General features: G+C 65.1%; 29 protein-coding genes and 1 riboswitch. Of the genes, 15 read left to right on the top strand and 14 right to left on the bottom strand.

The annotated features are described in order from the left end of the window. Window positions 1–3: 3 nt before the first annotated feature. The gene (locus C7G41_RS21745) at window positions 4–1,203 is read right to left on the bottom strand and encodes a TrmJ/YjtD family RNA methyltransferase (RefSeq protein ID WP_106944449.1); all 1,200 of its coding nucleotides are present in this window, start codon (window positions 1,201–1,203) and stop codon (window positions 4–6) included. Between the two features lie 336 nt (window positions 1,204–1,539). On the opposite strand from C7G41_RS21745, the gene C7G41_RS21740 reads away from it, so the two are divergent. Both C7G41_RS21740 and C7G41_RS21735 read left to right on the top strand, forming a co-directional pair. Beyond that, window positions 1,540–2,754 carry an NADP-dependent isocitrate dehydrogenase gene (locus tag C7G41_RS21740; protein ID WP_106944448.1) on the top strand — a complete coding sequence of 405 codons (1,215 nt, stop codon included), beginning with the start codon at window positions 1,540–1,542 and terminating at the stop codon, window positions 2,752–2,754. A 101-nt stretch (window positions 2,755–2,855) separates the two neighbouring features. Continuing rightward, window positions 2,856–3,350, top strand: coding sequence for a DUF3455 domain-containing protein (locus tag C7G41_RS21735; protein WP_106944447.1), 495 nt, complete (start codon window positions 2,856–2,858; stop codon window positions 3,348–3,350). A gap of 4 nt (window positions 3,351–3,354) precedes the next feature. Here the strand turns inward: C7G41_RS21735 and C7G41_RS21730 are convergent, their stop codons facing one another. After that, window positions 3,355–4,581, bottom strand: coding sequence for a cyclic nucleotide-gated ion channel (locus C7G41_RS21730; RefSeq protein WP_106944446.1), 1,227 nt, complete (start codon window positions 4,579–4,581; stop codon window positions 3,355–3,357). A gap of 4 nt (window positions 4,582–4,585) precedes the next feature. After that, window positions 4,586–7,279, bottom strand: a complete 2,694-nt coding sequence (gene alaS, locus C7G41_RS21725) for an alanine--tRNA ligase (RefSeq protein ID WP_199198524.1) — start codon at window positions 7,277–7,279, stop codon at window positions 4,586–4,588. Between the two features lie 222 nt (window positions 7,280–7,501). Further along, window positions 7,502–7,591: riboswitch (glycine riboswitch) on the top strand. Window positions 7,592–7,734: 143 nt separating this feature from the next. Here alaS and gcvT point away from each other — a divergent pair. The 3 genes from gcvT (at window position 7,735) to gcvP (ending at window position 12,287) form a co-directional block, all read left to right on the top strand. Next, window positions 7,735–8,883, top strand: coding sequence for a glycine cleavage system aminomethyltransferase GcvT (gene gcvT / locus C7G41_RS21720; protein ID WP_106944444.1), 1,149 nt, complete (start codon window positions 7,735–7,737; stop codon window positions 8,881–8,883). An 11-nt stretch (window positions 8,884–8,894) separates the two neighbouring features. Further along, a complete protein-coding gene (gene gcvH, locus C7G41_RS21715) occupies window positions 8,895–9,263 on the top strand; it encodes a glycine cleavage system protein GcvH (protein WP_106944443.1) in 369 nt (122 codons plus the stop codon). A 159-nt stretch (window positions 9,264–9,422) separates the two neighbouring features. Next, window positions 9,423–12,287: an aminomethyl-transferring glycine dehydrogenase gene (gene gcvP / locus C7G41_RS21710; protein WP_199198554.1), complete on the top strand. Its 2,865-nt coding sequence runs from the start codon at window positions 9,423–9,425 to the stop codon at window positions 12,285–12,287. A 400-nt stretch (window positions 12,288–12,687) separates the two neighbouring features. Here gcvP and recA read toward each other — a convergent pair whose 3' ends face one another. Continuing rightward, the gene (gene recA / locus C7G41_RS21705; RefSeq protein ID WP_007602214.1) at window positions 12,688–13,776 is read right to left on the bottom strand and encodes a recombinase RecA; all 1,089 of its coding nucleotides are present in this window, start codon (window positions 13,774–13,776) and stop codon (window positions 12,688–12,690) included. 248 nt (window positions 13,777–14,024) lie between these two features. Between recA and C7G41_RS21700 the strand changes: the two genes are divergently transcribed. Next, a complete protein-coding gene (locus C7G41_RS21700; RefSeq protein ID WP_199198523.1) occupies window positions 14,025–14,192 on the top strand; it encodes a hypothetical protein in 168 nt (55 codons plus the stop codon). Window positions 14,193–14,736: 544 nt separating this feature from the next. Here the strand turns inward: C7G41_RS21700 and C7G41_RS21695 are convergent. After that, window positions 14,737–14,994, bottom strand: coding sequence for a DUF2798 domain-containing protein (locus tag C7G41_RS21695; protein ID WP_199198522.1), 258 nt, complete (start codon window positions 14,992–14,994; stop codon window positions 14,737–14,739). A 286-nt stretch (window positions 14,995–15,280) separates the two neighbouring features. On the opposite strand from C7G41_RS21695, the gene C7G41_RS21690 reads away from it, so the two are divergent. After that, a complete protein-coding gene (locus C7G41_RS21690; RefSeq protein WP_106944440.1) occupies window positions 15,281–15,469 on the top strand; it encodes a hypothetical protein in 189 nt (62 codons plus the stop codon). A gap of 208 nt (window positions 15,470–15,677) precedes the next feature. Then, the gene (locus C7G41_RS21685) at window positions 15,678–15,911 is read left to right on the top strand and encodes a hypothetical protein (RefSeq protein WP_106944439.1); all 234 of its coding nucleotides are present in this window, start codon (window positions 15,678–15,680) and stop codon (window positions 15,909–15,911) included. Between the two features lie 9 nt (window positions 15,912–15,920). On the opposite strand, the gene C7G41_RS21680 is transcribed toward C7G41_RS21685, so the two are convergent. Together C7G41_RS21680 and C7G41_RS21675 are read right to left on the bottom strand one after the other, a co-directional pair. Next, a complete protein-coding gene (locus C7G41_RS21680) occupies window positions 15,921–16,175 on the bottom strand; it encodes a hypothetical protein (protein WP_199198521.1) in 255 nt (84 codons plus the stop codon). Between the two features lie 106 nt (window positions 16,176–16,281). Next, a complete protein-coding gene (locus C7G41_RS21675; RefSeq protein WP_106944662.1) occupies window positions 16,282–16,593 on the bottom strand; it encodes a hypothetical protein in 312 nt (103 codons plus the stop codon). Between the two features lie 360 nt (window positions 16,594–16,953). Here C7G41_RS21675 and C7G41_RS21665 point away from each other — a divergent pair, with 360 nt between their 5' ends. After that, window positions 16,954–17,418 (top strand): PaaI family thioesterase, encoded by a 465-nt coding sequence (locus tag C7G41_RS21665; RefSeq protein ID WP_007612196.1) that lies wholly within the window; start codon window positions 16,954–16,956, stop codon window positions 17,416–17,418. A gap of 112 nt (window positions 17,419–17,530) precedes the next feature. Here the strand turns inward: C7G41_RS21665 and C7G41_RS21660 are convergent, their stop codons facing one another. After that, complete coding sequence (locus C7G41_RS21660) at window positions 17,531–17,824, bottom strand: HdeA/HdeB family chaperone (RefSeq protein ID WP_199198520.1); 294 nt, start codon at window positions 17,822–17,824, stop codon at window positions 17,531–17,533. Window positions 17,825–18,004: 180 nt separating this feature from the next. Here C7G41_RS21660 and C7G41_RS21655 point away from each other — a divergent pair, with 180 nt between their 5' ends. Next, the gene (locus C7G41_RS21655; RefSeq protein ID WP_199198519.1) at window positions 18,005–18,247 is read left to right on the top strand and encodes a PilZ domain-containing protein; all 243 of its coding nucleotides are present in this window, start codon (window positions 18,005–18,007) and stop codon (window positions 18,245–18,247) included. A 47-nt stretch (window positions 18,248–18,294) separates the two neighbouring features. Here the strand turns inward: C7G41_RS21655 and C7G41_RS21650 are convergent, their stop codons facing one another. Together C7G41_RS21650 and C7G41_RS21645 are read right to left on the bottom strand one after the other, a co-directional pair. Beyond that, on the bottom strand, window positions 18,295–20,331 hold the full coding sequence (locus C7G41_RS21650) for a pyrroloquinoline quinone-dependent dehydrogenase (protein WP_373681140.1): 2,037 nt from the start codon (window positions 20,329–20,331) through the stop codon (window positions 18,295–18,297). 12 nt (window positions 20,332–20,343) lie between these two features. Further along, window positions 20,344–20,577: a hypothetical protein gene (locus C7G41_RS21645; protein WP_007602200.1), complete on the bottom strand. Its 234-nt coding sequence runs from the start codon at window positions 20,575–20,577 to the stop codon at window positions 20,344–20,346. 168 nt (window positions 20,578–20,745) lie between these two features. On the opposite strand from C7G41_RS21645, the gene C7G41_RS21640 reads away from it, so the two are divergent. Continuing rightward, window positions 20,746–21,150 carry a hypothetical protein gene (locus tag C7G41_RS21640; protein WP_106944434.1) on the top strand — a complete coding sequence of 135 codons (405 nt, stop codon included), beginning with the start codon at window positions 20,746–20,748 and terminating at the stop codon, window positions 21,148–21,150. Window positions 21,151–21,259: 109 nt separating this feature from the next. Further along, window positions 21,260–21,589, top strand: coding sequence for a hypothetical protein (locus C7G41_RS21635; RefSeq protein WP_035961409.1), 330 nt, complete (start codon window positions 21,260–21,262; stop codon window positions 21,587–21,589). 57 nt (window positions 21,590–21,646) lie between these two features. Here the strand turns inward: C7G41_RS21635 and C7G41_RS21630 are convergent, their stop codons facing one another. Further along, complete coding sequence (locus C7G41_RS21630; protein ID WP_106944433.1) at window positions 21,647–22,114, bottom strand: DUF6691 family protein; 468 nt, start codon at window positions 22,112–22,114, stop codon at window positions 21,647–21,649. Window positions 22,115–22,119: 5 nt separating this feature from the next. After that, window positions 22,120–22,548, bottom strand: coding sequence for a YeeE/YedE family protein (locus tag C7G41_RS21625; protein WP_106944432.1), 429 nt, complete (start codon window positions 22,546–22,548; stop codon window positions 22,120–22,122). A gap of 170 nt (window positions 22,549–22,718) precedes the next feature. Between C7G41_RS21625 and C7G41_RS21620 the strand changes: the two genes are divergently transcribed. Further along, entirely contained in the window at window positions 22,719–23,882 is a 1,164-nt protein-coding gene (locus C7G41_RS21620) for a GNAT family N-acetyltransferase (protein WP_106944431.1), read from the top strand. A gap of 8 nt (window positions 23,883–23,890) precedes the next feature. Here C7G41_RS21620 and C7G41_RS21615 read toward each other — a convergent pair whose 3' ends face one another. Together C7G41_RS21615 and C7G41_RS21610 are read right to left on the bottom strand one after the other, a co-directional pair. After that, entirely contained in the window at window positions 23,891–24,556 is a 666-nt protein-coding gene (locus tag C7G41_RS21615; protein ID WP_106944430.1) for a DsbA family oxidoreductase, read from the bottom strand. Between the two features lie 67 nt (window positions 24,557–24,623). Then, window positions 24,624–25,445, bottom strand: coding sequence for a helix-turn-helix domain-containing protein (locus tag C7G41_RS21610; protein WP_106944429.1), 822 nt, complete (start codon window positions 25,443–25,445; stop codon window positions 24,624–24,626). A gap of 101 nt (window positions 25,446–25,546) precedes the next feature. On the opposite strand from C7G41_RS21610, the gene C7G41_RS21605 reads away from it, so the two are divergent. Continuing rightward, window positions 25,547–25,777 (top strand): hypothetical protein, encoded by a 231-nt coding sequence (locus tag C7G41_RS21605; RefSeq protein WP_199198518.1) that lies wholly within the window; start codon window positions 25,547–25,549, stop codon window positions 25,775–25,777. A 38-nt stretch (window positions 25,778–25,815) separates the two neighbouring features. After that, complete coding sequence (locus tag C7G41_RS21600; protein WP_106944427.1) at window positions 25,816–26,214, top strand: hypothetical protein; 399 nt, start codon at window positions 25,816–25,818, stop codon at window positions 26,212–26,214. Window positions 26,215–26,301: the final 87 nt, after the last annotated feature.

The following is a 26,301-nucleotide window of genomic DNA, read 5'->3' as shown; positions in this document are numbered from 1 at the left end:
AATCTACACGCCCTGCTCGATCATCCCCTGCAGTCGCACCAGCTCCGTCTCGATATCCCGCTCGATATCCGCCGCCCGCATTTCGATCACGCGATAATCGCGCGCCTCGAGCCACGCCCGCCGTGATGCGCGGTCAGCGGCGATGGTCTCGCCCTCACCCGCGTTCACCAGCTCGATCGCGATCCGGTGTGGGAACGAGACGAAGTCCGGGATGTGTCGGCCCACCGGGGTCTGGCGCTTGAACCCTCCTGCGAAGCGGCGATCGCGTGTGAGCGCCTGCCAGAGCAGGCGCTCGGCATCGGTCGGGTTGCGGCGGAGCAGGCGTGCGAGGCCGCGCACGGTGGAGCCGCTGTCGGGCACCCCGCCGCCCTGCCCGTGCTCGGCCAGCAGCGCGCGCAGCCGCGTGGCCTGCTCGCCGTCGAGCACGCCACCCTTGGCCGGGCCCTTGCGGCCTTCCGCGATCGCCATCACCACCCCATGGAGGGTGTGCATGTCCTGCTTGGTCGGCTCCATCCGGGTGAAGATGTTGCGCAGATTGACCAGCATGGTGTCGCGCTTCTCGGCCGGGCGCAGAAACTCGACCCGGTCGAGTTCGCGGATGAGATTGTCGAAGAAGGCCTGCATCTGGTGCTGCGAGGCACGCTCGGAGCGCTCGGGCATGCTGTGCGGCAGCTCGCCGGAGGTTGCACGCTTGAACCATTCGTAGCCGACCAGCAGCACCGCCTGGGCGAGGTTGAGCGAGGCAAAGCCCGGATTGACCGGGAAGGTGATGATGCGGTTGGCAAGCCCGACCTCCTCGTTGGTCAGGCCCCAGCGCTCCCGGCCGAACAGGATACCGGCCTTGCCGCCCGCCGCGACGTGCCCGGAAATCTCGCTAGCTGCGGCTTCCGGTCCCACCACCGGCTTGGCCTGGTCGTGAGGGCGCGCGGTGGTGGCGAACAGCAGGTCGAGATCGGCAACGGCCTCACCGACCGTGTCGAACAATTCGACCTTATCCAGAATATAGTCGGCCCCGGCCGCGGCGCGCTGGGCGGCGATGTTGGGCCAGCCGTCGCGGGGGTTGACGATGCGCAAGGCGCCAAGCGCAAAATTGCCCATGGCGCGCGCGGCCATGCCGATGTTTTCGCCCAGTTGCGGCTCGACCAGGATCACGATGGGACCGTCGAGGGAAAGCCCCGCTTTGCTCTTGTCAGTCCCCGACATCTCGCTTCGCTTTCACACTGGTTCTCAAGGCCTTGGAGAGGCGCTCGCAGGAATTGATTCAAAGCCGCCCCAGGAGCCGGCTGCCCGTCCGCCTGTCGTTTGCCTGTCCTGACGAAATTCTCAAGGGAAATAACGGGTTGAATTCGACTTTTGAATCTCGCCTGAAACCTCAGCCTCGGCCCCGCGGCAAGGCTGCTCCCGCCCCCCATCCGCGGAGGCTGGATGAGCTAAAAGTGCATAATCCCTTGGCTTTCGCCGGCCGCGTCCCGGTGCTAAGAGGCGGCGGATATTCCCGTGGCGCGCCAAAAGCGCCGTTCCCAAGAGGCTTCCCCGATCATGGCAAAAATCAAGGTGTCCAACCCCGTCGTCGAACTCGATGGCGACGAGATGACCCGGATCATCTGGCAGTACATCAAGGACAAGCTGATCAACCCGTTCCTGGATGTCGAGCTGCAGTATTTCGACCTGGGAATGGAGTACCGCGACCACACCAACGATCAGGTGACCATCGACGCCGCCGAGGCCATCAAGAAGGTCGGCGTCGGCGTCAAGTGCGCCACCATCACCCCGGACGAGGCCCGGGTGAAGGAGTTCAACCTCAAGCAGATGTGGAAGTCGCCGAACGGCACCATCCGCAACATCCTCGGCGGCGTGATCTTCCGCGAGCCGATCATCTGCAAGAACGTGCCGCGCCTGGTTCCCGGCTGGAGCAAGCCGATCATCATCGGCCGCCACGCTTATGGCGACCAGTACCGCGCCACCGACATCAAGTTCCCGGGCAAGGGCACGCTGACGATGAAGTTCGTCGGCGAGGACGGCACCGTGATCGAGAAGGAAGTGTTCAAGACGCCCGGCGCAGGCGTCGCCATGCAGATGTACAATCTCGACGATTCCATCATCGACTTCGCCCGCGCCTCGCTCAATTACGGCCTGCTGCGCAACTACCCGGTCTATCTCTCGACCAAGAACACGATCCTCAAGGTCTATGACGGCCGCTTCAAGGACATCTTCCAGGACATCTACGACCGCGAGTTCAAGAAGGAATTCGAGGCCAAGGGCCTGACCTACGAGCACCGCCTGATCGACGACATGGTGGCCTCGGCGCTGAAATGGTCCGGCGGCTATGTCTGGGCCTGCAAGAACTACGACGGCGACGTGCAGTCCGACACGGTGGCGCAGGGCTACGGCTCGCTCGGCCTGATGACCTCGGTGCTGCTCACCCCCGACGGCAAGACGGTGGAAGCCGAAGCCGCCCACGGCACGGTGACCCGCCACTACCGCGAGCACCAGAAGGGCAAGGAGACCTCGACCAACTCGATCGCGTCGATTTTCGCCTGGACCCGCGGCCTGTCGCACCGCGCCAAGCTCGACAACAATGCCGAGCTCGCCAAGTTCGCGAACACCCTGGAGAAGGTCTGCGTCGACACCGTCGAGGAAGGCTACATGACCAAGGACCTCGCGCTCCTGGTCGGCGCCGACCAGCGCTGGCTCTCGACCACCGGCTTCCTCGACAAGGTCGCCGAGAACCTCGGGAAGGCGCTGGCGGCGTAAGCTGCCATCCGCAATTTCGCCCGACTGCGGTCGGACATCATCACGGGCCGCGTCGCAAGCGCGGCCCGTTCCTTTTTGAGACCTTGCGCGGAGATGCGACCATGTCAATCAAGCTTGCCGTCCCCTGCCTGTTGCTGCTCGCTGGACCGGCTTTGGCCGCCGACCCGCTTCCCGACGCCATCGCAGCTCCAGGCGAGACTGTCGTGCTCAGCGTCCACGCCGAGGGCGCGCAGGTCTATGAGTGCAAGGCCGGCACCGACGGCAAGCTCGCCTGGGCCTTTCGCGAGCCGATCGCGACGCTGCTCGCCGAGGGCAAGACGGTTGGCCGTCACTATGCCGGGCCGAACTGGGAGCATGCCGACGGCAGCGCCGTGGTCGGCAAGGCCATCGGCAACGCGCCGGGCACGACCGCGAACGACATCGCCTGGCTGAAGCTGGAAGTGACCGCCCACCGCGGCAGCGGCGTCCTCACGCCCGTTACCACGGTTCAGCGCATCAACACCCATGGCGGTAAGCTTGAGGGTTCTTGCGACAAGGCCGGCGATTTCAAGAGCGCGCCCTATTCGGCCGAGTATGTTTTCCTGAAGAAGGGCTGAGCACTCAGCGGTCGGTGCCTTCGCGCTCCGCTTGCGCCAGCTCCGCCACCGCAAGGTCGCCGCTGCCCTCCAGCCGGGCCTTCGCCGTCTTGTGGACATGCGCGGCGAGCGTCGGCATGCGCTCGATCAGGGCGTGAAAGTCCTGGGCGTCGAGCACCAGCAGCCGGGTCTTGCGCGTCGCCGTCACCGTGCCGCTGCGTTTTGTTTTGTGCAGCAGCGCGATCTCGCCGAAGAAGGTGCCATCCGCGAGCCGCACCTGCTGGTTTGGCAGCGTGATCTCGACCTCGCCGGCGGTGATGAAATACATCGACGAAGCCGCATCGCCACGCCGCACCAGGATTTCCCCCTGCTCGATGGTGCGTGCGCGCAGCAGCCGCATGATGTCGGCGATCTCGGATGCGCTGAGATGCGAGAACAGCGGCACCCGCGCCAGCATGCCCCAGGTGACCACGAAATCGCGCCGCTTCACCTCTTCCGCAAAGGCCGTTGAGATGATCGCGACCGGCAGCGCGATCATCGCAAATCCGCTGATGATGGTGAAGACGGAGATGAACTTTCCGAGCGCCGTCACCGGCACGACGTCGCCGTAGCCGACGGTGCCGAGCGTCACGATCGCCCACCACATCGCCTGCGGGATGGTGCCGAGCTTGTCCGGCTGCACGTCGCGCTCGATGGCGTAGAGCAGCGAGGCAAACGTCAGAACCGCGCCGATCAGGATGACGATGCAGCCGATCAGCGCCCGCCGCTCGGCATGGACGGCGGCGAGCAGCGAGCGCATCGCGGGCGAGTAGCGCACCAGCTTGAAGAACGGCAGCACGCCGAGGGCTGCCAGCGTCGCATGCCGGCCCGTGGCGAGCACGATCGCAGCCGGCAGGAACGCGAGGAGATCGATGATGCCGAGTGCGGAGAAGACATAGCCGAGCCGGTCCGACAGCGCGGACGCCGTGCGCTGGGTGTGGCCCGCCACGGTCCACAGCCGCGCGGCATATTCCAGCGCGAACACGATCACGGACAGGATGGTGATCGCCGAAAACAGCATGCCGAGCTGCGCGTCCAGCTCCGGCACCGAGGCAAGGATCATCGCGACCACGTCGAGCACGATGACGCCGATGATCAGCTGGATGAAGCGCGACCCGACCGAATAGGCCAGCGGATCGTGCTCCAGCAATTCGTAGAGGCGATCCCTCAGATTGGGATCGGTTGAGCCACGTCCTCGCGGAACGGGGCGCACCTGCTTACGCGCCGGCCGATTTTTGTTCAGTCATGGCTTTTTCGATCGCCGTGAGCGCCGCGGCCGCATTCGCGCCATCGGGGCCGCCGGCCTGCGCCATGTCGGGACGGCCGCCGCCGCCCTTGCCGCCGAGGGCTTCGGAGGCGACCTTCACCAGATTGACCGCATTGAAACGCGAGGTGAGATCGGCGGTGACGCCGACCACGACGCCGGCCTTGCCATCCTCGGTGACGCCGACGATGGCGACGACGCCGGAGCCGATCTGCTTCTTGCCGTCGTCGGCAAGGCTCTTGAGGTCCTTCATCTCGATGCCCTCGACCGCGCGCGCCATCAGCTTGACGTCGCCGACCTCGCGCACGCCGCTCGCTGCGCCATTGCTGGCAGCAGCGCCGCCGCCCATCGCGAGCTTCTTGCGGGCGTCGGAGAGTTCGCGCTCGAGCTTCTTGCGCTCCTCCATCAGCGCGGCAATGCGCGCCGGCACGTCGTCGATCGAGGTGCGCAGCTCGTGGGCCGCGGTCTTCGCCAGCGCCATGGTGTCGTTGGCGTGTTTTCGCGCGTAGTTGCCGGTTAAGGCTTCGATGCGGCGCACGCCGGAGGCGACGGCGCTCTCGCCCGTCAGCGTGATCAGCCCGATGTCGCCGGTGCGCCTGACATGGGTGCCGCCGCACAGTTCGACCGACCAGCCGAGCGCGTTGGCGCCGCGCTCGCGCGCGGTCCGGCCCATCGAGACGACGCGAACCTCGTCGCCATATTTCTCGCCGAACAGCGCACGCGCGCCGGCCTCACGGGCCTCGTCCACGCCCATGACACGGGTCGAGACTTCGTCATTCTCCAGCACCACGTTGTTGGCGATGTCCTCGACGCGCGCGAGCTCTTCCGCGCTGATCGGCTTCGGATGCACGAAGTCGAAACGCAGGCGATCCGGCGCGACCATCGAGCCGCGCTGGGCGATGTGGTCGCCGAGCACCTGACGCAGCGCCTCGTGAATGAGATGCGTGGCCGAGTGATGCGCGCGGATCGACGAGCGCCTGCCGTGATCGACCTCGAGTTGCAGCGCGGTGCCGAGCTTCAGCTCGCCACTCTCCACCGTGCCGACATGAACGAAGAGATCGCCGAGCTTCTTCTGCGTGTCGGTGACGCGGAATTTGATGCCGCCCTCGCCGGTCAATAGGCCGGTGTCGCCGACCTGGCCGCCGGACTCCGCGTAGAACGGCGTCTGGTTCAGCAGCAGCGCGCCGGTATCGCCCGCCTTGAGGCGGTCGGTTTCCTTGCCGTCCTTGACCAGCGCGGAGACCACGCCCTCCGCGCTCTCGGTTTCGTAGCCCAAAAATTCGGTGGCCCCGAGCTTCTCGCGCAGCGGAAACCAGATCGCTTCCGAAGCCGCCTCGCCGGAGCCGGCCCAGGACGCGCGCGCCTTGGCCTTCTGACGCTCCATCGCGTCGGTGAAGGAAGCCTGATCGACGCTGATGCCGCGCGACTTCAGCGCGTCCTGCGTCAGGTCGAGCGGGAAGCCGTAGGTGTCGTACAGCGTGAAGGCGACGTCGCCGTCGAACATGTCGCCCTTCTTTAAGGAAGCGCTCTTCTCGTCGAGAATGGCGAGGCCGCGCGTCAGCGTCTTGCGGAAGCGGGTCTCTTCCAGCCGCAGCGTTTCCTCGATCAAATTTTCCGCGCGCATCAGATCGGGATAGGCCTGGCCCATCTCGCGCACCAGCGCCCAGACCAGCCGATGCATCAGCGGCTCTTGCGCGCCGAGAAGCTGCGCATGGCGCATCGCGCGGCGCATGATCCGGCGCAGCACATAGCCGCGGCCCTCGTTCGAGGGCAGCACGCCGTCGGCGACGAGGAAAGCCGACGAACGCAGATGGTCGGCGATGACGCGGAACGAGGCCACGGTCTTCTCGTCCGGTCCGCTTCCGAGAGCGGACGCGGTCGCATCGATCAGATGACGGAACAGGTCGGTCTCGAACACGCTGTCGACGCCCTGCATGATGCTGGCCATGCGCTCAAGGCCCATGCCGGTGTCGATTGAGGGACGCGGCAGCGCCACGCGCTCCTCCTTCGTCACCTGCTCGTACTGCATGAAAACGAGATTCCAGAATTCGAGGAAGCGGTCGCCGTCCTCCTCCGGAGAGCCCGGCGGTCCGCCCCAGATGTGCTCGCCGCGATCGATGAAGATCTCCGAGCACGGGCCGCACGGGCCGGTGTCGCCCATCGCCCAGAAATTGTCCGAGGTCGGGATGCGGATGATACGGTCGTCGGAGAAGCCGGCGATCTTCTTCCACAGTCCGGCCGCCTCGTCGTCCGTGTGGTAGACCGTGACGAGCAGCTTGTCCTTCTTGAGCCCGTATTCCTTGGTGATCAGCGTCCAGGCCAGCTCGATCGCGCGCTCCTTGAAATAGTCGCCGAACGAGAAGTTGCCGAGCATCTCGAAGAAGGTGAGATGGCGCGCGGTGTAGCCGACATTGTCGAGGTCGTTGTGCTTGCCGCCGGCGCGCACGCATTTCTGCGAGGTGGTGGCGCGCTGATAGGGCCGCTTCTCGACGCCGGTGAAGACGTTCTTGAACTGCACCATGCCGGCATTGGTGAACATCAACGTCGGATCGTTGCGCGGCACCAATGGCGAGGACGACACGATCTCGTGGCCGTTCTCGGCAAAGAAGTTCAGAAAGGTCGACCTGATCTCGTTGACGCCGCTCATGTTCATCCAATCGGGTGTGCTTGGGCCCGCTTCCCAGCCATCCAAACCGCGAGTTTGGGGTGATATCTGCGGGCCAAAGCGCTTTTAGACAAGGCCAGCTTCGCTGTCCAGAAACTGTGCAGAGAGATCAAAGCGTTGCCGCAGTCGCGTAATCCCGTTGAAAGCCGCAAGGCCCGCGTTGACAGGCTTGGTCGGCCTGTGGTCTTTACCCATCTGTATCGTACGGCCACGTCGGGAGAGACCGGCACTGGTAGCCGGCGCCGAAGGAGCAACCGCCCCGGAAACTCTCAGGCAAACGGACCGCGTGGCTTTGACAGCATCTGGAAAGAGGCGCCGACGGACTTAGGTCCGGATTGCGTCCGCCGACGGGATAATACTCTCAGGCACAGCGACAGATGGGGCTTCGACTGGTGTCCACGGGAAATCGTTCCCGGGGAACCGCCGAGGGCCCCCCGATGCTTGCGCGTGACGACCAAGATTCACTTAAACAGACGCCCCTTCACGGGCTCCATGTCTCGCTCGGCGGCAAGATGGTGCCGTTCGCGGGCTATGACATGCCGGTGCAATATCCGGCCGGAGTCCTGAAGGAGCACCTTCATACCCGCAACGCAGCCGGCCTGTTCGACGTCTCCCACATGGGCCAGATCGCACTCAGGCCGAAATCCGGCAAGGTCGAGGACGCCGCCCGCGCGCTGGAACGGCTGGTGCCGCAGGACATCGTCGCGATTGCGCCGGGCCGGCAGCGCTACGCCCAGTTCACCAATGCCGACGGCGGGATTCTGGACGATCTGATGGTCGCCAATTTCGGCGATCACCTCTTCCTGGTCGTCAACGCCGCCTGCAAGGCCGAGGACGAGGCGCATCTGCGCGCGAATCTCTCAGACGATTGCGTCATCGAGCAGCTTGCCGACCGCGCGCTGATCGCGCTGCAGGGGCCGAAGGCGGAATCGGCGCTGGCGAAATTATGTGCAGAAGCACCTGCCATGAAGTTCATGGATTCCGGCCCGCACCGGGTTGCCGACCTCGACTGCTTCGTCTCGCGGTCCGGCTACACCGGCGAGGACGGGTTCGAGATTTCGGTTCCTGCCGGCGATGCGGAGCGCCTCGCCAAGACGCTGCTGGAAAACCCTGATGTGATGCCAATCGGCTTAGGGGCCCGTGACAGCCTGCGGCTCGAGGCCGGGCTCTGCCTCTACGGCCACGACATCGACATCGAAACCACGCCGGTCGAGGCCGCACTGGAATGGTCGGTGCAGAAGAGCCGCCGCAGCGGTGGCGCGCGCGCCGGCGGCTTCCCCGGCGCGGAAAAGATTCTGGCCCATTTCGACCGCGGCGCATCCCGCCGCCGCGTCGGCCTGCGCACCGAGGGCCGCGCGCCGGTGCGCGAAGGCGCGCTGCTGTTTGCGGACGCGACCTCCGGCGAGCCGATCGGAAAGGTCACCTCGGGTGGTTTCGGCCCCAGCCTGAATGCGCCGGTCGCGATGGGCTATGTGCCCGTCGCATCGAGCGCGATCGACACAAAGCTGTTCGCCGAAGTGCGCGGCCAACGCCTGGCCGTGCAAATCGCCGCCATGCCCTTCGTGAAAAACACCTACAAACGCTGAGGACTGAGAAAATGACCACGACGCTCTACACCTCCGACCACGAATGGCTCGCGATCGACGGCGATGTCGCCACCGTCGGCATCACCGACTACGCGCAATCGCAGCTCGGCGACGTCGTATTCGTCGAATTGCCCAAGGTCGGCCGCACGCTGAAGAAGACCGAAGCCGCCGCCGTCGTGGAATCGGTGAAGGCCGCATCGGACGTCTACGCGCCCGTTACGGGCGAAGTGCTCGAGAATAACGCTGCGCTCACCGCCGAGCCCGCGCTGGTGAACTCGGATGCGCAAGGCGCGGCCTGGTTCTTCAAGATCAAGATTGCCGACAAGAGCGAGCTCGGCGGCCTCATGGATGAGGCTGCGTATAAGGCACATACGGCGTGAGGATATGAGGCAAGCAGCCGCCGGATACTCGGTGTCATCACCCGCGAAGGCGGGTGATCCAGTACGCCGCGGCTTCTCGGCTCTATCGCGACCGGCTGCGTTTACTGGGTGCCCCGCCTGCGCGGGGCACGACAAGAACATCTAAAGCGAGGACCCATGATGACCGCGCACCGCAAATCCAACGGCGATACCACGAGCTTCGTACGCCGCCACATCGGCCCCTCGGCACGCGACGTCACCGCGATGCTCGAGGCCGTCGGCGCGAACAGCGTCGACGCGCTGATGGCGCAGACGCTGCCGGCGTCGATCCGGCAGGCCGCCCCGCTCGATCTCGGCAAGCCGCTCAGCGAGACCGAGGCGATCGCGCATATGGGCGAGCTCGCCGCCCAGAACCAGGTCTTCACCTCGCTGATCGGCCAGGGCTATTCCGGCACGATCTTGCCTGCGGTGATCCAGCGCAACATTCTGGAGAACCCGGCCTGGTACACGGCCTACACGCCCTACCAGCCCGAGATCAGCCAGGGCCGGCTCGAGGCGCTGCTCAACTTCCAGACCATGATCTGCGATCTCACCGGGCTCGACGTCGCCAACGCTTCGCTGCTCGACGAGGCGACCGCTGCCGCCGAAGCCATGGCGCTCGCGGAGCGGCACTCGCGGGTCGAAGCAAAGGCCTTCTTCGTCGACAAGGACGTGCATCCGCAGACGCTCGCCGTGATGCGCACCCGCGCGGAGCCCCTGGGCTGGACCCTCGTCGTCGGCGATCCCCTCACCGATCTCGACAAGACGGACGTGCTTGGCGCGCTGCTGCAATATCCGGGCAGTTCAGGCGCCGTACGTGACCTCAGGCCCGCGATCGCGAGCCTGAAGGCCAAGGGCGCACTCGCGATCATTGCAGCCGATCTCCTTGCACTGACGCTGCTCGCCTCGCCCGGCGAACTCGGCGCGGACATCGCCATCGGCTCGGCGCAACGTTTTGGCGTGCCGATGGGTTATGGCGGGCCGCACGCCGCCTATATGGCGGTGCGCGATGCGCTGAAGCGTTCGCTGCCCGGCCGCATCGTCGGCCTCTCCGTGGACTCGCGCGGGATGCCGGCCTATCGCCTCGCGCTGCAGACCCGCGAGCAGCACATCCGCCGCGAGAAGGCGACCTCCAACATCTGCACCGCGCAGGTGCTACTCGCCGTGATTGCCTCGATGTATGCGGTCTATCACGGCCCCGAAGGGCTTTCGCAGATCGCACGCAATGTGCATCGCCGCACGGCGGTGCTGGCCGCGGGCCTGCGCAAGCTCGGCTTTACGCTGAGAAGCGAAAACTTCTTCGACACGCTCAGCGTCGATGCCGGTGCGAAGCGTGCCGAGATCGTCGCGCGCGCGGCAGCCGAGAAGATCAATCTCGGCGTTGGCGACGAAGTCTTGCGCATCGCGCTCGACGAGACCACGACGCCCGCGACGGTGGAAGCGGTCTGGCGCGCCTTCGGCGGCCAGCTTGCCTATGCCGAGATCGACGCCACCACGCGTGAGGCGCTGCCGGAAGCACTCAAGCGCGGTACCTCCTTCCTCACCCACCCGGTCTTCCATGCGCATCGCTCGGAGACCGAGATGCTGCGCTACATGCGCAAGCTCAGCGACCGCGACCTCGCGCTCGACCGCGCGATGATTCCGCTCGGCTCGTGCACCATGAAGCTGAACGCGACCACCGAGATGATGCCGCTGACCTGGCCCGAGTTCGGCTCGTTGCATCCTTTCGCCCCGCGCGAGCAGGCCCGCGGCTATCACGCGCTGTTCGCGCGCCTGGAAAAATGGCTGTGCGACATCACCGGCTATGACGCGATCTCGCTGCAGCCAAATTCGGGCGCGCAAGGAGAATATGCCGGACTTTTGGCCATCCGCGGCTATCACGCGGCGCGCGGCGAGACGCATCGCAAGATCTGCCTGATCCCCTCCTCCGCCCACGGCACCAATCCGGCCTCGGCCGCGATGGTCGGCATGGACGTGGTGGTGGTCGCCTGTGAGAAGAACGGCGACGTCGACGTCAACGATCTCCGCGCCAAGGCGGAGAAACATTCCAACGATCTCGCCGCGGTCATGATCACCTATCCCTCGACGCATGGCGTGTTCGAGGAGCACATCCGCGAGATCTGCGACATCGTGCACGGCCATGGCGGCCAGGTCTATCTCGACGGCGCCAACCTCAACGCGCAGGTCGGCTTGTCCCGGCCCGGCGATTACGGCGCCGACGTCAGCCATCTCAACCTGCACAAGACCTTCTGCATCCCGCATGGTGGCGGCGGCCCCGGCATGGGCCCGATCGGCGTCAAGGCGCACCTCGCGCCATTCCTCCCCGGCCATCCCGCGACGGACGGGAACGCGCCTGTGGGACCGGTCTCGGCGGCGCCGTTCGGCTCGGCTTCGATCCTGACCATCTCCTACATCTACATCCTGATGATGGGCGGCGAAGGCCTCAAGCGCGCCACCGAGATCGCGATCCTCAACGCTAACTACGTCGCCGCACGGCTCGATGCGCACTTCCCGGTGCTCTACAAGAACGAAAAGGGCCGCGTCGCGCATGAGTGCATCGTCGATCCCCGCGCGCTGAAGACGACCAGCGGGGTTACCGTGGACGACATCGCCAAGCGCCTGATCGATTACGGCTTCCATGCGCCCACCATGAGCTTCCCGGTACCGGGCACGCTGATGATCGAGCCGACCGAATCGGAATCCAAGGCGGAGCTGGATCGCTTCTGCGACGCCATGATCGCGATCCGGAAGGAAATCGCCGAGGTCGAGGCCGGCCGCTTCAAGATCGAGGCGTCGCCGCTGCGCCACGCCCCGCACACCGTGCACGACATCGCGGATGACGAATGGAAGCGCGCCTACACCCGGGCCGAGGGCTGCTTCCCCGCGGGCACCTCGCGCACCGACAAATACTGGTCCCCGGTCGGGCGCGTCGACAACGTCTATGGCGACCGCAACCTGGTGTGCTCCTGCCCGCCGGTGAGCGATTACGCGGAAGCAGCGGAGTAGGACCCGACGGAGGTTTCGTAGGGTGGGCAAAGCGACTCGTCCGCCGTAGCTCGAAGAGCGAAGGCGGAAGCGTGCCCACCTCCTTGGTCTGAGTTGAGATATGGTGGGCACGGCACTTGCGCGCCTTTGCCCACCCTACCGACCCCTGCACTCTGGATGCATGTCAGGGCTTGACCAGCGACCGCGTCTCGCGATCCCATCGCCAGAGCCGCTCGTTGGTCAATTCAGTCCCGCCCCCCCAATGTTTGATCGGGTTGTGAGACTAAGACCGGAGGAACTGGTCAGGATCAGGTTCTTCATGGCCCCGCTCACCCCACGCAAAACGAAACAGGCGCCGAAGACGTCGGCAACTCAACGTCCTCAGCGCCCGCTCCTCGCGAAATACTCGCCGCGTTTAGGCTTACTCGTCGCCCGGCTCCTCGCCGTCGGCATCACGCTCGGGACTGCCGGCGAGAATCTGCTCGGCGATCAGGCCGGAGTTCTGACGGATCGAGGTCTCGATCTTGGCGGTGATGTCGGGGTTGGCCTTCAGGAACGCCTTCGAATTCTCGCGGCCTTGGCCAAGACGCTGGCTGTCATAGGAGAACCATGCGCCGGATTTCTCGACGATGCCGGCCTTGACGCCGAGATCGAGGATCTCGCCCATCTTCGAGACGCCCTCGCCGTACATGATGTCGAACTCGACCTGCTTGAACGGCGGCGCCAGCTTGTTCTTCACCACCTTGACGCGGGTGGTGTTGCCGACCACCTCGTCGCGCTCCTTGATCGCGCCGATGCGGCGGATGTCGAGGCGGACGGAGGCATAGAATTTCAGCGCGTTGCCGCCGGTGGTGGTCTCCGGCGAGCCGTACATCACACCGATCTTCATGCGGATCTGGTTGATGAAGATCACCATGGTGTTGGATTTATTGATGGAGGCCGTCAGCTTGCGCAGCGCCTGGCTCATCAGACGAGCCTGCAGACCCGGCAGCGCATCGCCCATCTCGCCCTCGAGCTCGGCCTTCGGCACCAGCGCCGCGACCGAATCGATCACCAGCACGTCGACCGCGCCGGAGCGCACCAGCGTGTCGCAGATTTCCAGCGCCTGCTCGCCGGTGTCCGGCTGGGAGATCAGGAGCTCGTCGATGTTCACGCCCAGCTTGCGCGCATAGACCGGGTCGAGCGCGTGTTCGGCGTCGATGAAGGCGCAGATGCCGCCCTTCTTCTGCCCTTCCGCCACCGTGTGCAGCGCCAGCGTGGTCTTGCCCGACGATTCCGGCCCGTAGATTTCCACGACGCGCCCCTTCGGCAGGCCGCCGATCCCGAGCGCGATATCGAGCCCCAACGAGCCCGACGAGACCGCCTCGACATCCATCGAACGGTCGTTCTTGCCGAGCTTCATCACCGAGCCCTTGCCGAACTGACGCTCGATCTGGGAGAGCGCGGCGGCGAGAGCTTTACTCTTGTCCATGGAGGATCCTTCGACGATACGCAGGGCAGTGGTGGACATCGGGTCGTGCTCCTTATGACGAGGATTCGCGTGAGGGACAAACGATTGGCGAGGCGGCGCGGCGATAAAACCAATGTACCCTATTTGTTCTAGGTTCGCAATATGTTCTTTTGCAGATTTTGGGGCCATGACGTGCATCAAGGACGGTTGAGCTGCGCGCCGTCAGAATTCCGTAATCCTGAGGCACCGAACCTTTCGCGGTCTGCGGCCTTCTCTTGGATCGGACCGCAACTCTGGGGACTTCTGTCATGACGGAAAATACGCATCACGATACGACCCGGCGCAATCCGCTGCTGGAGGCCGCGCAGGAGGAGATGAGCAAGTTCGAGCGCAAGGAAAACGAGTTCCGCAAGAAGGACCGCGAAGAGCGTGCCGCCGAGCTCCGTTTGCCGCTGGACGCGATCAAGGTTCACTAAGGCCGCCGGCTGGCGACGGTACCGGATCGACCGCCGATACCACCAATAACCAATTGATTTAACAAGGGCGGGCTACTGTGCATGGGGTTGTTTTCGTGTTTTTGAAAGGCGCGCATGGGCCTTTCCACCCCGGAGCCGTCTCCCGGCCCCCACACCTCCTACAGCAGAACCAGCAACCCAATGCCGATCACCAGCACGACAAAGCCAGCCGCCGTCGCGGCGGCGAATGACCGCTCTACGTTGTCCATGATGCCACCCCGTTGCCGGCGCGCCACGTTTCCCCCACGGCAGCACCGTCGCTGCGAAATCTCGCCTGCGGTTGTGTCCTGAGTTGTGCGAACGGATGTCGAAATTGGGACCGGTGCGGGGCCAGTCTGCGGCCTCCGACCTCCAACTTTCGCTGCTGCTGTCGAGCCTTGTCAGGCTGTCGTAAGCCGAGCCGGCTAGGGTCGTCCGGCTACGGTGTTGCAGCCCAGCACCTCAGCCTCCAATAACCTTCTCCCCGCTTGGCTCTCCCCAGGCGGGGTTTTTTTCATGCCGATTTTCATGCCGGCCGGCCGGTTTGCGAACCATCCTCCTCCTGCGTCAGGCGCAGCGAGAAGGCGCGGATCGCCGGCGCCGCGAGCAGCACGATCGGCAGCATCGCCGCCCATGCGATCAGCCACGACACCAGCCAGTGCGCGAGGAAGTCCAGCGCGCTCCCTGCGGGAAAGCTGGCGATGCCCGCGGCGATCAGCGAGGTCAGTCCGGACTGGATGATTCCGAACACGAAATGAGAATAGCGGCGGGGAATGCCCGGCATGACGCGCCCATGTTGTTGACCGTCATCGGGCCAAGCAAGGCACATGCCGCCGCGCGCCGGAAGGCGCCATTGCCCGGTCCAGGAACTCTGTTCTTGGTCGGAGAACCACGGGGACGTGTCTCGCGCCGCCGGCGTCTTTCGAGTTTCGATTTCGCATGTTTCGGAGCGCGTGCGTTTGCGAGATAGCCGTGAGCTATCCGGGGCTTCCTGACAGATTTCGCTTCCCTTGGAATATTATGCCGCCCAGCATGTTTGCAATGATGGAAGTGAATCGTGGGAGACGGCCATGAATCACAGGGGCGTCGAGTTCACCGTCGCCAAGACGGCAATTCCCGGTATCTGGCAGTGGCAGTTCCGGATCGGCGAGCAGATCAAGACCGGCAGGACCGAGACCAAGATCGATCTCTTGGCGATCCGGCGGGTGCAACTGCGCATCGATCGGGAGCTGAAGGCGATCGGGCGCGAGACGGCCTAAGCGGCCGGCCTGAGATCGTCGGCGGCCTGGCGCCTGCGCGCCGCAGCCGCGATGGCCTGCAGAGAGCAGCATGGCTTGTGCCGGGCGCAGCGGCGTCCATGGGGGCTATTCCGTAGCCGCCCGGAATTGATCTGCCGGTGGTTTGGGAATGGACTGCCCGCGATTATGGCCGTGGGGACGGAGCCATTACGCGCGATCGGTGCGAACCATGCCGCTCTACTTCTTTCGAATCCGGAACGGCCGCTATTCCGGCTGTGCCGACCAGGCGTCGGAATTTGCCGATCGCGATTCGGCCTGGAAGGAGATGACCAGCGTCTGCGCCGACATGGCCGCCGGCATCGCCCGCAAACTCCAGGAAAATTCCGAATGGCACATGGAGCTGCTGGACGAGGCCAAGGAGCCCGTGTTCCGGATCCGCATCACATCCGAAACCTTCGAATAGGGACCGGTCCTAGTCCGCGCTGGGCAGCCGCCGCATCGTGAATTCGATGTCGCCGCCGGGCAGCTCGCGCCAGTGCTCGACCGCGCTCATATAGCCGGCCTTGGGGTAGCGGGCGAAGAAAGCCTGCGCCCTCTCCCGCGCCGCCGCGCGCGGCAGCGTGAAGGTCTCGCGCAGATAGCCGTCGCCGGCCATTTGGCCGGGCTTGCCGCCCATCTTGCGCCGGCGCGCCATCCGCTCGGCGAGATCCCGCGGACGATCGGCCATGTCCTGCCCTCCTCGACGCAATACGCTCCCGCGCAATGTAGGAAGCAGGCCGAACAAAGAGGAGTCCCCCGCCGGAGGCCTCAGCCGCCTCCGATCGGGCGGAAGGTCAATTGGCAGTCGTGCCGGATTTCTTCTTCGGCGCACCGGTTGCGGCCGAGGCCTTTGGCGCCGCCGACTGCTTCGGCGGGTCGGAGCGCATGCCGCCCCAGGGATCGTTGGAGGCCTTGGAATCCGGAATCTTCTTCAGCGTTTCCTTGTAGGCCTTCTCACGCTCGGCTTCCGCGGCCTTCTCCTCGGGGGTCTTGCTCGGACCGTCCTGCAGCAAATTGAGATTGGGCATTTGCGCATAGGCCGGTCCCGTCAGCGCGGCCGGTCCTGCCAGGACAGCCAGCACCGCGGCCATACGGAAAAGCTTCATCATTGACTCCTTGATCATCCATGGCGGCGGGTCGCCCGCGCCTTGTCACCCCTGTCACAACCGCAGGGGCCGCACGGCCCGCTAGAGCCGGTCCGATTTGCACGATTTCGGCGCGTGGAGCCAGTCGTCCCAGATCGGGCCGCACTTGGTGCACCCGTTCAGCAACAGGCCGATGCCGGCCAGACAAAACACGAGGACATACCGACGCAACATCACCCACCCATATCCACTCCGTGGCATCATACCGGGCGAAGTCAGGCATTTTCAAGCCGACGGGACCCGCGGCAGACCGGGTGACTTTGCCGCGCCGGTCCGCCCAGAATGGCCGAAATATCCGGCAACACGGAGGAAACGACAGCAATGCCATCGCAGCCAGAAGCCGAGTTCGGCATCACTGAGGCCCGACGCATCCTCGGCGAGGTCTTTGCGCCGTGGGTCCAGGATCTCAACCTGTCGGTCGAGCGCATCGAGCACCTGCCGCCGCCGGACGTGCCCGACTGGCAGCCGGCAGCGCTCCTGCGCATGCCGTTCTCGGAGCGCCTGTGCCGCAACGGCGGCGTGGTCTGCGGCCAGGCGCTGATGGCGCTCGCCGACACCGCGATGGTGATCGCGAATCTCGCCGCCAACCGCGGCTACCGTCCGATGACGACGGTCGACCAGACCACGCATTTCATGCGCGCCGTCTCCTCGTCGGACGTGCTGGCCGACGCCCGCGTGGTGCGACTTGGACGCACCATGAGCTTCGGCAGGGTCACGCTGCTCTCGGCCACCGACAACAAGCCGGTGGCGATGGTGTCGAGCGCGTTCGCGATGCTGCCGGGGTAAGCATGATCCGAAAAGAAGAAAGCCGCGTGAGCGCAAAGCGCACCGCGGCTCTCGATGGCGTCATGTCGAGACAGGAAGCGCGGTCGCGCTTCGCGCCGTCACGCGGGAGCAGTTACTTGCCAAGCACTTCATCAGCCGCGGTGACGATGCTGACGTTCGGGTTCTTTCCGCAATAGCTGCCGAACTGCTTGGCGTTCTCGACGAAAACGTCGGTGTCGATGATTGCGTTCTCTTCATCGCCCTTGTACCAGCCGTCCATCCAGGTCAGCACCATCTTGATGGTGTCGTCGCCGCTCTCGAGGAACTGCTTGCAGCTCATGGTCGCGAGATCGAGCTTGGTGGCGTGGGCGGGCATGGACGACAGCGAGAGCGTCGCGGCGAACAGAAGCGAAAGCGTGGTCTTCATCAATATCTCCATCGGCGCGTAGCGCCACAAAGGACGGCTTGGGGGGAAAGTCGGCGGAGTGATTTCCGCTTCGACGTCGTAAACGAAATCTGAAGCGCTGTGCAAGTAGCGCCAGTATTGAGTTTAGTTCAACGTAATTTCTATGCACTACTTCACAAACATCATTATGGATTAACGCGGATGATCGAGAAGCGTGCAGCGCAGCGTTACCGTGTTTTCAAGGGTGCAACGATCACCTTTGAAAATAGCGGCATCACGTGCACGGTGCGAAACATGTCGGCGAACGGCGCCGCAATCGATCTCGATGCCCTCGTCACATTACCGCGATCGTTCACACTCGCGATCACGCGTGACAATTTCGTGCGGAAATGCCGCACCGTCTGGCGCCGAGACAGGCGCATCGGCCTCGCTTTCGAACAGTAGTGCGTATGATGTGAACGATCGTTCGCATCGCGCGCGCGATGGCTGCGTCATGTTCGCGCGATACGACGCCGGCGACGCCAGCGCAGGCTTGCAACCACGAGCGCGACGATCGCGAGCGCGATCGCCGATGATGCCGCAAAAAATCGTCCACCGGGACGATCGATGGTCCGCGACCATAGCGACGGCCCCTCGCCCGGCCGTGCCAGGCGAAACGCCACGACGCTGTCGCCGATCGAGGTGCCTGCCTCGGAGTGGCCGCCGGCGCCGATGGCGACATACTGCTCGCCCTTCCAGAGATAGGTCATGGGATTGGCGACTCCGGGCACCGGCAGCCGGCCTTGCCACAGCTCCCTTCCGCTTCGCGTATCGAAGGCGCGCAAATAGGCGTCCATAGCGCCGGTGAAAGCGAGCCCGCCTGCCGTGACCGCGAGCCCGTTGACGAGCGGCGCACCCCACGGCAACGGCATGCCAAGCGGGGCGAGATCCTCGGTCGTGCCGACGGTCGAACGCCAGAGGATCTTTCCGGCCTTCAAATCGACCGCGACCATCTCGCCCCAGGGCGGCTTGTTGCAAAGAAACCCGAGCGGCGATGTCACCACCGCCCGCGACATCGCAAACGGCGCGCCCGTCTGCTGGCCGAAATCATGACCGGGCGGCGGATCGTATCCGGCCGCCTCCGCGCGTGCGATCAGCTTGATCAGATGAACGGCCCGGCTGGTGTTGGCATAGAGGACCTGGTTGACGGGATCGAAGGCCGCGCTGCCCCAGTTCACGCCGCCGCCGGTGAAGGGGTATTCCAGCGTGCCTTGCGTTGAGGGTGGCGTGAAAAGCCCTTCGTTACGTGCCTCCGCGAACCGCTTTGCACAAGCAGAGCGGCGCCAGCCGGGCAAGAACGAGAGCGCATCCTCCGTCGAGATTCTCTGCGGCATCAGCGCCGGCACATGTGTCGGGAATGGCTGCGTGGGCGACAGCCGTTCGCCTTCCATGGCCCCCTGCGGAACGCTGCGCTCCTCGACCGGCCACACCGGCTTTCCGGTATCGCGATCGAGCACGAAGACAAAACCCTGCTTGGTCGGCTGGATCACGACATCGCGCTGACCTTCGCCGGTGTCGATGCGCGTGAGCGTCGGCTGCGCCGGCAGATCGTAGTCCCAGACGTCGTGGTGCACGGTCTGGAATGCCCATACGAGCTCGCCGGTCTCGATGCGCAGCGCGACCACCGAATTGGCATGTTCGTTGTTGCCCGGCCGCTTGCCGCCCCAGAAATCCGGCGATGGAGAGGATGTCGGCAGGAACACCAACCCGCGCGCGGGGTCGACCGACATCGGCGCCCAGACATTGGCGTGACCGGCTTCGATACCGTCGCGCTTGAGCGGCTCGAAGGTCCAGCGTGGCTGACCGCTACGCGCATCGAACGCGCGCACCACACCGCTCGGTGCGTCGACGCGGCGGTTGTCGCCGATCGCGGAGCCGACCACGATCACACCCCGGCCGACCGCTGGCGGCGAGGTGATCTGGAATTCGCCGGGCCATTCCAGCTTCATGCCTATGTCGGGCCTGACCTCACCGCCCTTGCCGAAGTCGGCACAGGGGATTCCCGTCGTCGCATCGAGCGCGATCAGGCGGACATCGTTGGTGCCCATGAAGATGCGCGATCGACATGCGGCATCGACAGGCGCCTCGTTGTCGATCCAGTAAGTGACGCCGCGGCAGACGTAGCGATTGGCGGGACGCTGGTTGATCGCGATCTTGGGATCGTAGCGCCATTTCTGCGCGCCCGTGCCGGGATCGAGCGCGATCACCTCGTTGAAAGGCGAGCAGAAGACCAGGCTGTCCTCGACGAACAGCGGCGTCGCCTGGAATTTGGTTCGCCGCATCACCGCGGGCGGCCGCACCGCGAGATCGCCCGTGTGGAATTCGAAGGCCCGAACCAGGTTGCCGACATTGTCGGGCGTGATCTCTCGCAATGGCGAGAATCGCGAGCCGCCGGGATCGCCACCCCAGCTCTCCCAGGCGATGCCTGGCCGCGACGAAAACAAGAGGAGCGTGATGAGAGCGGCCGAACAGCAGGGGCGGGTCGCCAACGCCCGCCTCACCTATTTCGGCTTCTTGGCAGGTTCAGGCGGACGCGCCCCGCTCCACGGATCGTACTTCTCCTTGGACTCGGGAATGCGCTCGAGTGCGGCCTTGTAGGCCTTCTCGTCGACCTTGGGCTTGTTGTCCGCCTTCTGGCCGCCCTCGTTAGGCTGACGCCTGCCGCCGCCCATCTGCGCCTGCGCGGAGGCAACCGCCAGCGCCAGCACCGCGGCCGCTATGACCAAAATCCTCATGGGCGCAATCCCCCTCGTCTAGGGCACAAACTAGCCGGCAATTATGGAATAGCCAATGCCGCGGGCTCCAAGACTTCAGGAATTCCTGACTTCAGGAAATCTTGATCGGCGGGGTCTTCGTCGGATCGCCTTCGTGCCTATGTTTTGGCCCGCAGGGGACCTTCACGGATGTTACGGATTATTGCTCATGCGGCGCTGCTGGCCGCCGCGCTCGCGCTCGGGGCCTGCGGCTTTGCCGACAGCCGCGCCCCGGTGCCCGAGTTCATGCGCATGAAGGAGGCCGAGCAGCCGCCGCCCGAATCGCCCCCCGACGTCAAACGCGTCGTGCGCGAGCAGATCGAATTCGTCTTCCTCAGCACGTCCTATCCGCGCGAGGTGCATGTCGCCCCGCCCCATCGTGAGGTGCGGGGACAGGGCTGGACAGCTTGCGTCCGCGCCCAGCTCACCTCTGCCACCGGATCGCCGCTCGGGCCACAGACTTACATCGTGACGATATCAGGCGGTAAGGTGGTCGATCGCCGCCGCGCCGAAGCGGACGACATCTGTGGGTCGGAAAGCTACGATCCGATCTAGGAACAAATCACGCCGACACGCGATCGGGTTCCGGGAAAAACCTGTAATTCTGCCGGAACGATCGCCGCCTCCCCTTCTTGTTACCGCCGAGGGCAGTTTCGAGGAGGACATGATGAGGACATTCACGATTGCATTGCTGGCTGGCGTCGGAGCCCTGGCAGCAGTGAGCGGCGCCAAGGCCGCTGACGTCTACACGACCAGCGAATACACCAGCCCCGATCTCGTTCAGGAAGTGCGGCTGGTCTGCGACGATTCCGGCAATTGCTATCGCACCCGCGGCGGCTCGCGCGTGATCGTGCGCGACTCCTACGCGACCATGCCGCGTGACCGCTACTATGAGCGCCGCACGTATCGCGACTGGGACGATGGTCCGCGCGGCGGCGTCGGCATCCGCGCGCCCGGCGTCAGCGTTGGCGTCGGTGTCGGCGATCGCTGGTAGTCGATGAAGCCATGACAGACGGGACCGGACGAGATAACTCGCCCGGTCCTGTCCATGTCAGGTTTCGAGCGGATCTGCCGGCGTGACGACACGTGCTGCCGACGGAACCTGCGCGATGAAGCGGGCGAGCACCATGCCGGCACACATCGCTGCGACGAAGATGAAGGCGGAAGCCGAGCCAAATCCGAGCGCGGTCAACGCCGGGCCTGGACAAAAGCCTGCAAGACCCCAGCCGATACCGAAGATGGCGGGACCGGCGATAATTCTCGGATCGATATCTTTTCGCGTTGGGACATAGAAGCGATCGGCGAAGGCAGGCCGCGCCAGTTTCAAGACGCGGCTGAAGCCGATGAAGGTCACCGCGACCGCGCCAGCCATCACCAAGGCCAGGCTCGCGTCCCACGTTCCTGCCGTGATGCCGCCAACGTCCAGGAAATTTAGTACTTTTGCCGGGTTCGACATGCCTGAGATGATGAGGCCAAGGCCAAAGACCACACCGATCCCGAATTGAATGAGGATTGTCATCGTGGTCAGCTCCAGTGCCGCATCACGAAGACGGTCGCCATGCCGGCCGCCATGAAAGTCATGGTCGCGACCAGCGATCGCACCGACAGCCGCGACAAACCGCAGACGCCGTGGCCGGAAGTGCAGCCGCTGCCCCACACCGCGCCGAAGCCAGTGAGCAATCCCGCGACAATCAGAAGCGGCGTTCCCGCGGCGATCGTTTGCGCTGGCAGGCTTCCGGTGACAAGGCGCGCCAGGACGGGCGCGAGGACGAGGCCCGCGACGAAGGCGAGCCGGCCGGCCAATTCCCGATCCTCGTAAGGCGGAAACAGTCGCGCCGCGATACCGCTGACCCCGGCGATCCGCCCCGTCGTCCACATCAGCAGCACGGCGGACAAGCCGATCAACGCGCCGCCAAGGAGCGACGCAATCGGCGTAAAAGGTGTTACGACCATGATGATCCTCCGGGTCGAGAGCAATTCTGGCGTACCCATCGGCGCATCCGGCGGCTCGCGGCCGGATGCTCAACGAGACGTTAATATTACCACTCGAATTGAAGCGGCGTCCCAACGGTATTTTCCAATCTTTGCGCTAAGCAAGGCCTCCTGAACGGGGACGACGGGACGTGGTCGATATCGCGCACCAGGCTGCGATCAATCCGGCATCGGCAAAGCCTGCCGCGGCCTCGCGCGCGCGTGTCCCGCTCACTGCGATCGACCCCGGCCAGTGGCGCGCACTCGCGCAGCGCGCGGTCGAGCCGAACGGATATTACCTGCCGGGCTGGGAGCTCGCTGTCAGTGCAACCGCGCGCGGCCGCACGGATGCTTCGGCGCTTCCCGCGTGCGATGGATCGCGGCTGATCGGGCTGATGCCGGTGATCTCGCTCTGGCGGGCATGGAAGATCCCCCTGCCCGCTCTGGTGAGCGCGCATCCCTACGGCACGCTATGCAGCCCGCTGATCGACCGCGATGCCCCGATCGAGGCAGCGACGCGCTTGTTACAGCAGGCCCGCGCGGCCGGAGCGCACGCGCTCGTGCTGAACGACGTCGCGCTCCACGGGGCGACAATGACCGCTCTCAATCAGGCTCTGAACCGCGACGGCCTGAAGCCGCGCCTCCTGAACTCCTACATCCGCGCCAGTCTTGATGCGACGCAGGACGGCGAGACGCTGCTACGCGACGCGCTCGGTACCAAAAAGCTCAAGGAGCTGCGCCGCCAGCGCCATCGTCTCGAAGAACACGGCGCCGTCGTGTTCGACGTCGCGCACAGCCCCGACGAGATCAGGCCCGCACTCGAGACATTCTTGCAGCTCGAAGCCAGTGGCTGGAAAGGCAAGCGCGGCACCGCGCTGGTCCAGCATGCCGGCGATGCAACCTTCATCCGTCGCGCCGTTCCCGCGCTCGCGGAAACCGCGCAATGCGAGATCGTCACCCTTAGCGCCGGCGCGACGCCGGTGGCCGCCGGCATCGTGCTACGCCATCAGGATCGCGCTTTCTTCTTCAAGCTCGGCATCGACGAGCGCTTTGCACGATATTCGCCGGGCGTGCAGCTCACGCTCGAGCTCACCCGCCGCCTCTGCGCCGATCCCGCCATCGCCAGCGCGGATTCCACGGCGAGCGCCGATCACCCCATGATCAACCCGATCTGGCGCGGGCGCTTCGCCGTCGGCGACGTGCTGATACCGTTGCGGCGGAACGACCCCATCGTGGCGCTCGTTCACGGAGCGCTCGCGGCGCACGGCATCGCCTACGCGGCGGCGCGCCGCGCAGTTCGGCTGCTTCGCAAATAGGATGGCTCCTACTCCGCCGCCTGGGCGTTGATCTCCGCCGAGACCTCACGGATGGCGCGCGCGAGCATGTTGGGATCCTGCGCGCCGGAGACGGCGTATTTCTGCGCAAACACGTAGGTCGGCACGCCGGAGATGCCCTTCTCGGCGGCTTCCTGCGCGTCTGCCGATACGCGCGCGACGTCCTCGTCGGTCATAAGCCGCTTGCGCACGTCGTCGGCATCGAGGCCGACATCTGCGGCCGCCTGCACAAGCACGTTCAAATCGGTGAGGTCGCCGCCGTCGCGGAAGTAGAGCTCCATCAGACGCTGCTTCAGCTCGGGCGCCTTGCCGATCGCCTCGGCCCACAGGATCAGGCGGTGGCAGTCGGTGGTGTTGGGCTGACGCGCGACAAGCTCGGGCCGATAGACGAGCCCTTCTTCGCTCGCGGCCGCAACGACGCGTCCCGCAATGCCCTTATAGACCTCGACCGAGCCGAACTTCTTGGTGAGATAGTCCTCCCGGCTGATGCCCTCGGACGGCACCCACGGATTGAGGAAGAAAGGACGGAAATTGAGCTTGACCGGAACGTCGGGCACCAGCGCCAGCGCGCTCTCGATCCGATGCTTGCCGATATAGCACCAGGGGCATACCACGTCGGAAACGACGTCAATCTGGAGCGGCTTTAGGGTGCTCATGAGCGCCTCCTTCGGGCGTTGCGGGTCGTGCCCAAAGATAAGCCGAACCCCTTCCGAGGCAAGGCCGCTAGCTCATGGCTGCTGCCATTTGTCGGAGCCGCTCGGCAGTGCGCTCGTCGGCCGGGAAGAAGGTTTCCAGAGCGAGCTCCGACAGCGTGATGTCGACGGGCGTGCCGAACACCATGGTGGTGGAGAAGAAACTTAGTATCTCCCCGTCGTGGCGCAGCTTGAACGGGATCGCGACATTGTCGCTCGATAGCGGCGCCGCGCGCGCCGGGATCGGATAGCTCTTCAGGTCGTTGTACAGCTTGATCAGCTCGGGATCGGCCGTCGCCTCGCATTGCCGGTGCAGCCGCTCCAGGAGATGTCCGCACCATTCCGCGAGATTGACCGTGCGCGGCGCCAGCGCCTCGGGATGGAAGGCAAGTCGCAGCACGTTGAGGGGCTGGCCGAGCAGCCGCGGCGGAATGCCGGCGAGCAGCGGCGCCAGCATGCGGTTGGCCGAGACCAGATTCCAGTGCCGGTCATAGGCCAGCGCCGGATTGGGCTCGTGCGCTCTAAGGACGAGGTCGATCGCCTGGCGGGCTGATTTCAAGGCGGGATCCTCCAGCGGGCGCTGTGGAAAGGCCGGGGCATAGCCTGCGGCGACCAGCAGCACGTTGCGTTCGCGCAAGGGCACGTCGAGGCGCTCGGCGAGCCTGAGCACCATGTCGCGCGAGGGTGCGGCGCGGCCGGTCTCGACGAAACTCAAATGCCGCGCCGAGATCTCGGCCTCGCCGGCGAGATCGAGCTGGCTCATGCGGCGGCGCTGCCGCCATTCGCGCAGATGGTCGCCGATATGGACCGGCTGGCTGCGTTCGGCCTGTGCCGTGGATGCATGTGCGTTCATGGTCGAAAACCTAGCACGCAGATTTCGGCGCTTCCATTACGTCAGAGGTAATCGAATTGGGCCTCGGGCCGGCGCATCTTCGGTCGCAACAGGAGACGACCATGATCGCACTGCTGCTCTACCGGACCGTCGCAGACCACCTTGTTCCCTGGGCCATGGCGTTCGCAACCCGGATGCTGGCGCGCAGCCTCAACATGCCCGAGCCGCTGGTGCATTCGACCGGCGACTACGTCGTCGCGCAGGTCACCGCCTTCGAGCACAGCGTCGGCAGGAGCCTCTGCCCGTTCCGCCTCGCCCGCCTGCTCCGCGCCTGGTGGCGCGGATTACACTGAGTTTCACCTTGAGCCCACCCCAACCATGGAGCCCCACGATGATCGACGCATCCACCTTCCTTCGCCGCGCGCTTCTTGCCGACGCAATCTTCAGCGGCGTCGCCGCTCTCGGTTTCACGTTAGGCGCCAGCGCGTTCGCGTCACTGTTCAACCTGTCCGAAGCGCTGCTGCGCGAGACCGGCCTGTTCCTGATCGCCTACACCGCACTCGTCGGCTGGCTTGCCTCACGCGCCTCCGTGGCAAAGCCGCTGGTGCTGCTGGTCGTGGTCAGCAACGCAGCCTGGACGGTCGGCAGCATCGCGCTGCTGCTCTCGGGCGCGGTGTCGCCGAACCTTGCCGGCGAGTTCATGGTCGTGGCGCAGGCGATCGCGACCGGCGTGTTTGCCGAATTGCAATATGTGGGATTGCGCAGGAGCGGGAGTGTGCTGGCCGCGTGAGGCCTACCGCCGCCAGTCGTCGCCCGGCTTGACCGGGCGACCCAATATTCCGAGAAGTCAGTTGGGTACGGAGAGGCTGCGGCGTAC

It is taken from the genome of Bradyrhizobium sp. MOS002, assembly GCF_003020115.1.
In the GTDB taxonomy this organism is placed as follows: domain Bacteria; phylum Pseudomonadota; class Alphaproteobacteria; order Rhizobiales; family Xanthobacteraceae; genus Bradyrhizobium.
Note: the sequence above shows the minus strand (reverse complement) of the source record. Positions and strands in the feature narration are given on the sequence as shown.

What these genes read in the sequence shown, in the direction of transcription:
- C7G41_RS21745 (WP_106944449.1), bottom strand. Translation starts at nt 1,203, where the DNA reads ATGTCGGGGACTGACAAGAGCAAAGCGGGGCTTTCCCTCGACGGTCCC.
- C7G41_RS21740 (WP_106944448.1), top strand. Translation starts at nt 1,540, where the DNA reads ATGGCAAAAATCAAGGTGTCCAACCCCGTCGTCGAACTCGATGGCGAC.
- C7G41_RS21735 (WP_106944447.1), top strand. Translation starts at nt 2,856, where the DNA reads ATGTCAATCAAGCTTGCCGTCCCCTGCCTGTTGCTGCTCGCTGGACCG.
- alaS (WP_199198524.1), bottom strand. Translation starts at nt 7,279, where the DNA reads ATGAGCGGCGTCAACGAGATCAGGTCGACCTTTCTGAACTTCTTTGCC.
- gcvT (WP_106944444.1), top strand. Translation starts at nt 7,735, where the DNA reads ATGCTTGCGCGTGACGACCAAGATTCACTTAAACAGACGCCCCTTCAC.
- gcvH (WP_106944443.1), top strand. Translation starts at nt 8,895, where the DNA reads ATGACCACGACGCTCTACACCTCCGACCACGAATGGCTCGCGATCGAC.
- gcvP (WP_199198554.1), top strand. Translation starts at nt 9,423, where the DNA reads ATGACCGCGCACCGCAAATCCAACGGCGATACCACGAGCTTCGTACGC.
- recA (WP_007602214.1), bottom strand. Translation starts at nt 13,776, where the DNA reads ATGTCCACCACTGCCCTGCGTATCGTCGAAGGATCCTCCATGGACAAG.
- C7G41_RS21700 (WP_199198523.1), top strand. Translation starts at nt 14,025, where the DNA reads ATGACGGAAAATACGCATCACGATACGACCCGGCGCAATCCGCTGCTG.
- C7G41_RS21695 (WP_199198522.1), bottom strand. Translation starts at nt 14,994, where the DNA reads ATGCCGGGCATTCCCCGCCGCTATTCTCATTTCGTGTTCGGAATCATC.
- C7G41_RS21690 (WP_106944440.1), top strand. Translation starts at nt 15,281, where the DNA reads ATGAATCACAGGGGCGTCGAGTTCACCGTCGCCAAGACGGCAATTCCC.
- C7G41_RS21685 (WP_106944439.1), top strand. Translation starts at nt 15,678, where the DNA reads ATGCCGCTCTACTTCTTTCGAATCCGGAACGGCCGCTATTCCGGCTGT.
- C7G41_RS21680 (WP_199198521.1), bottom strand. Translation starts at nt 16,175, where the DNA reads ATGGCCGATCGTCCGCGGGATCTCGCCGAGCGGATGGCGCGCCGGCGC.
- C7G41_RS21675 (WP_106944662.1), bottom strand. Translation starts at nt 16,593, where the DNA reads ATGAAGCTTTTCCGTATGGCCGCGGTGCTGGCTGTCCTGGCAGGACCG.
- C7G41_RS21665 (WP_007612196.1), top strand. Translation starts at nt 16,954, where the DNA reads ATGCCATCGCAGCCAGAAGCCGAGTTCGGCATCACTGAGGCCCGACGC.
- C7G41_RS21660 (WP_199198520.1), bottom strand. Translation starts at nt 17,824, where the DNA reads ATGAAGACCACGCTTTCGCTTCTGTTCGCCGCGACGCTCTCGCTGTCG.
- C7G41_RS21655 (WP_199198519.1), top strand. Translation starts at nt 18,005, where the DNA reads ATGATCGAGAAGCGTGCAGCGCAGCGTTACCGTGTTTTCAAGGGTGCA.
- C7G41_RS21645 (WP_007602200.1), bottom strand. Translation starts at nt 20,577, where the DNA reads ATGAGGATTTTGGTCATAGCGGCCGCGGTGCTGGCGCTGGCGGTTGCC.
- C7G41_RS21640 (WP_106944434.1), top strand. Translation starts at nt 20,746, where the DNA reads ATGTTACGGATTATTGCTCATGCGGCGCTGCTGGCCGCCGCGCTCGCG.
- C7G41_RS21635 (WP_035961409.1), top strand. Translation starts at nt 21,260, where the DNA reads ATGATGAGGACATTCACGATTGCATTGCTGGCTGGCGTCGGAGCCCTG.
- C7G41_RS21630 (WP_106944433.1), bottom strand. Translation starts at nt 22,114, where the DNA reads ATGACAATCCTCATTCAATTCGGGATCGGTGTGGTCTTTGGCCTTGGC.
- C7G41_RS21625 (WP_106944432.1), bottom strand. Translation starts at nt 22,548, where the DNA reads ATGGTCGTAACACCTTTTACGCCGATTGCGTCGCTCCTTGGCGGCGCG.
- C7G41_RS21615 (WP_106944430.1), bottom strand. Translation starts at nt 24,556, where the DNA reads ATGAGCACCCTAAAGCCGCTCCAGATTGACGTCGTTTCCGACGTGGTA.
- C7G41_RS21610 (WP_106944429.1), bottom strand. Translation starts at nt 25,445, where the DNA reads ATGAACGCACATGCATCCACGGCACAGGCCGAACGCAGCCAGCCGGTC.
- C7G41_RS21605 (WP_199198518.1), top strand. Translation starts at nt 25,547, where the DNA reads ATGATCGCACTGCTGCTCTACCGGACCGTCGCAGACCACCTTGTTCCC.
- C7G41_RS21600 (WP_106944427.1), top strand. Translation starts at nt 25,816, where the DNA reads ATGATCGACGCATCCACCTTCCTTCGCCGCGCGCTTCTTGCCGACGCA.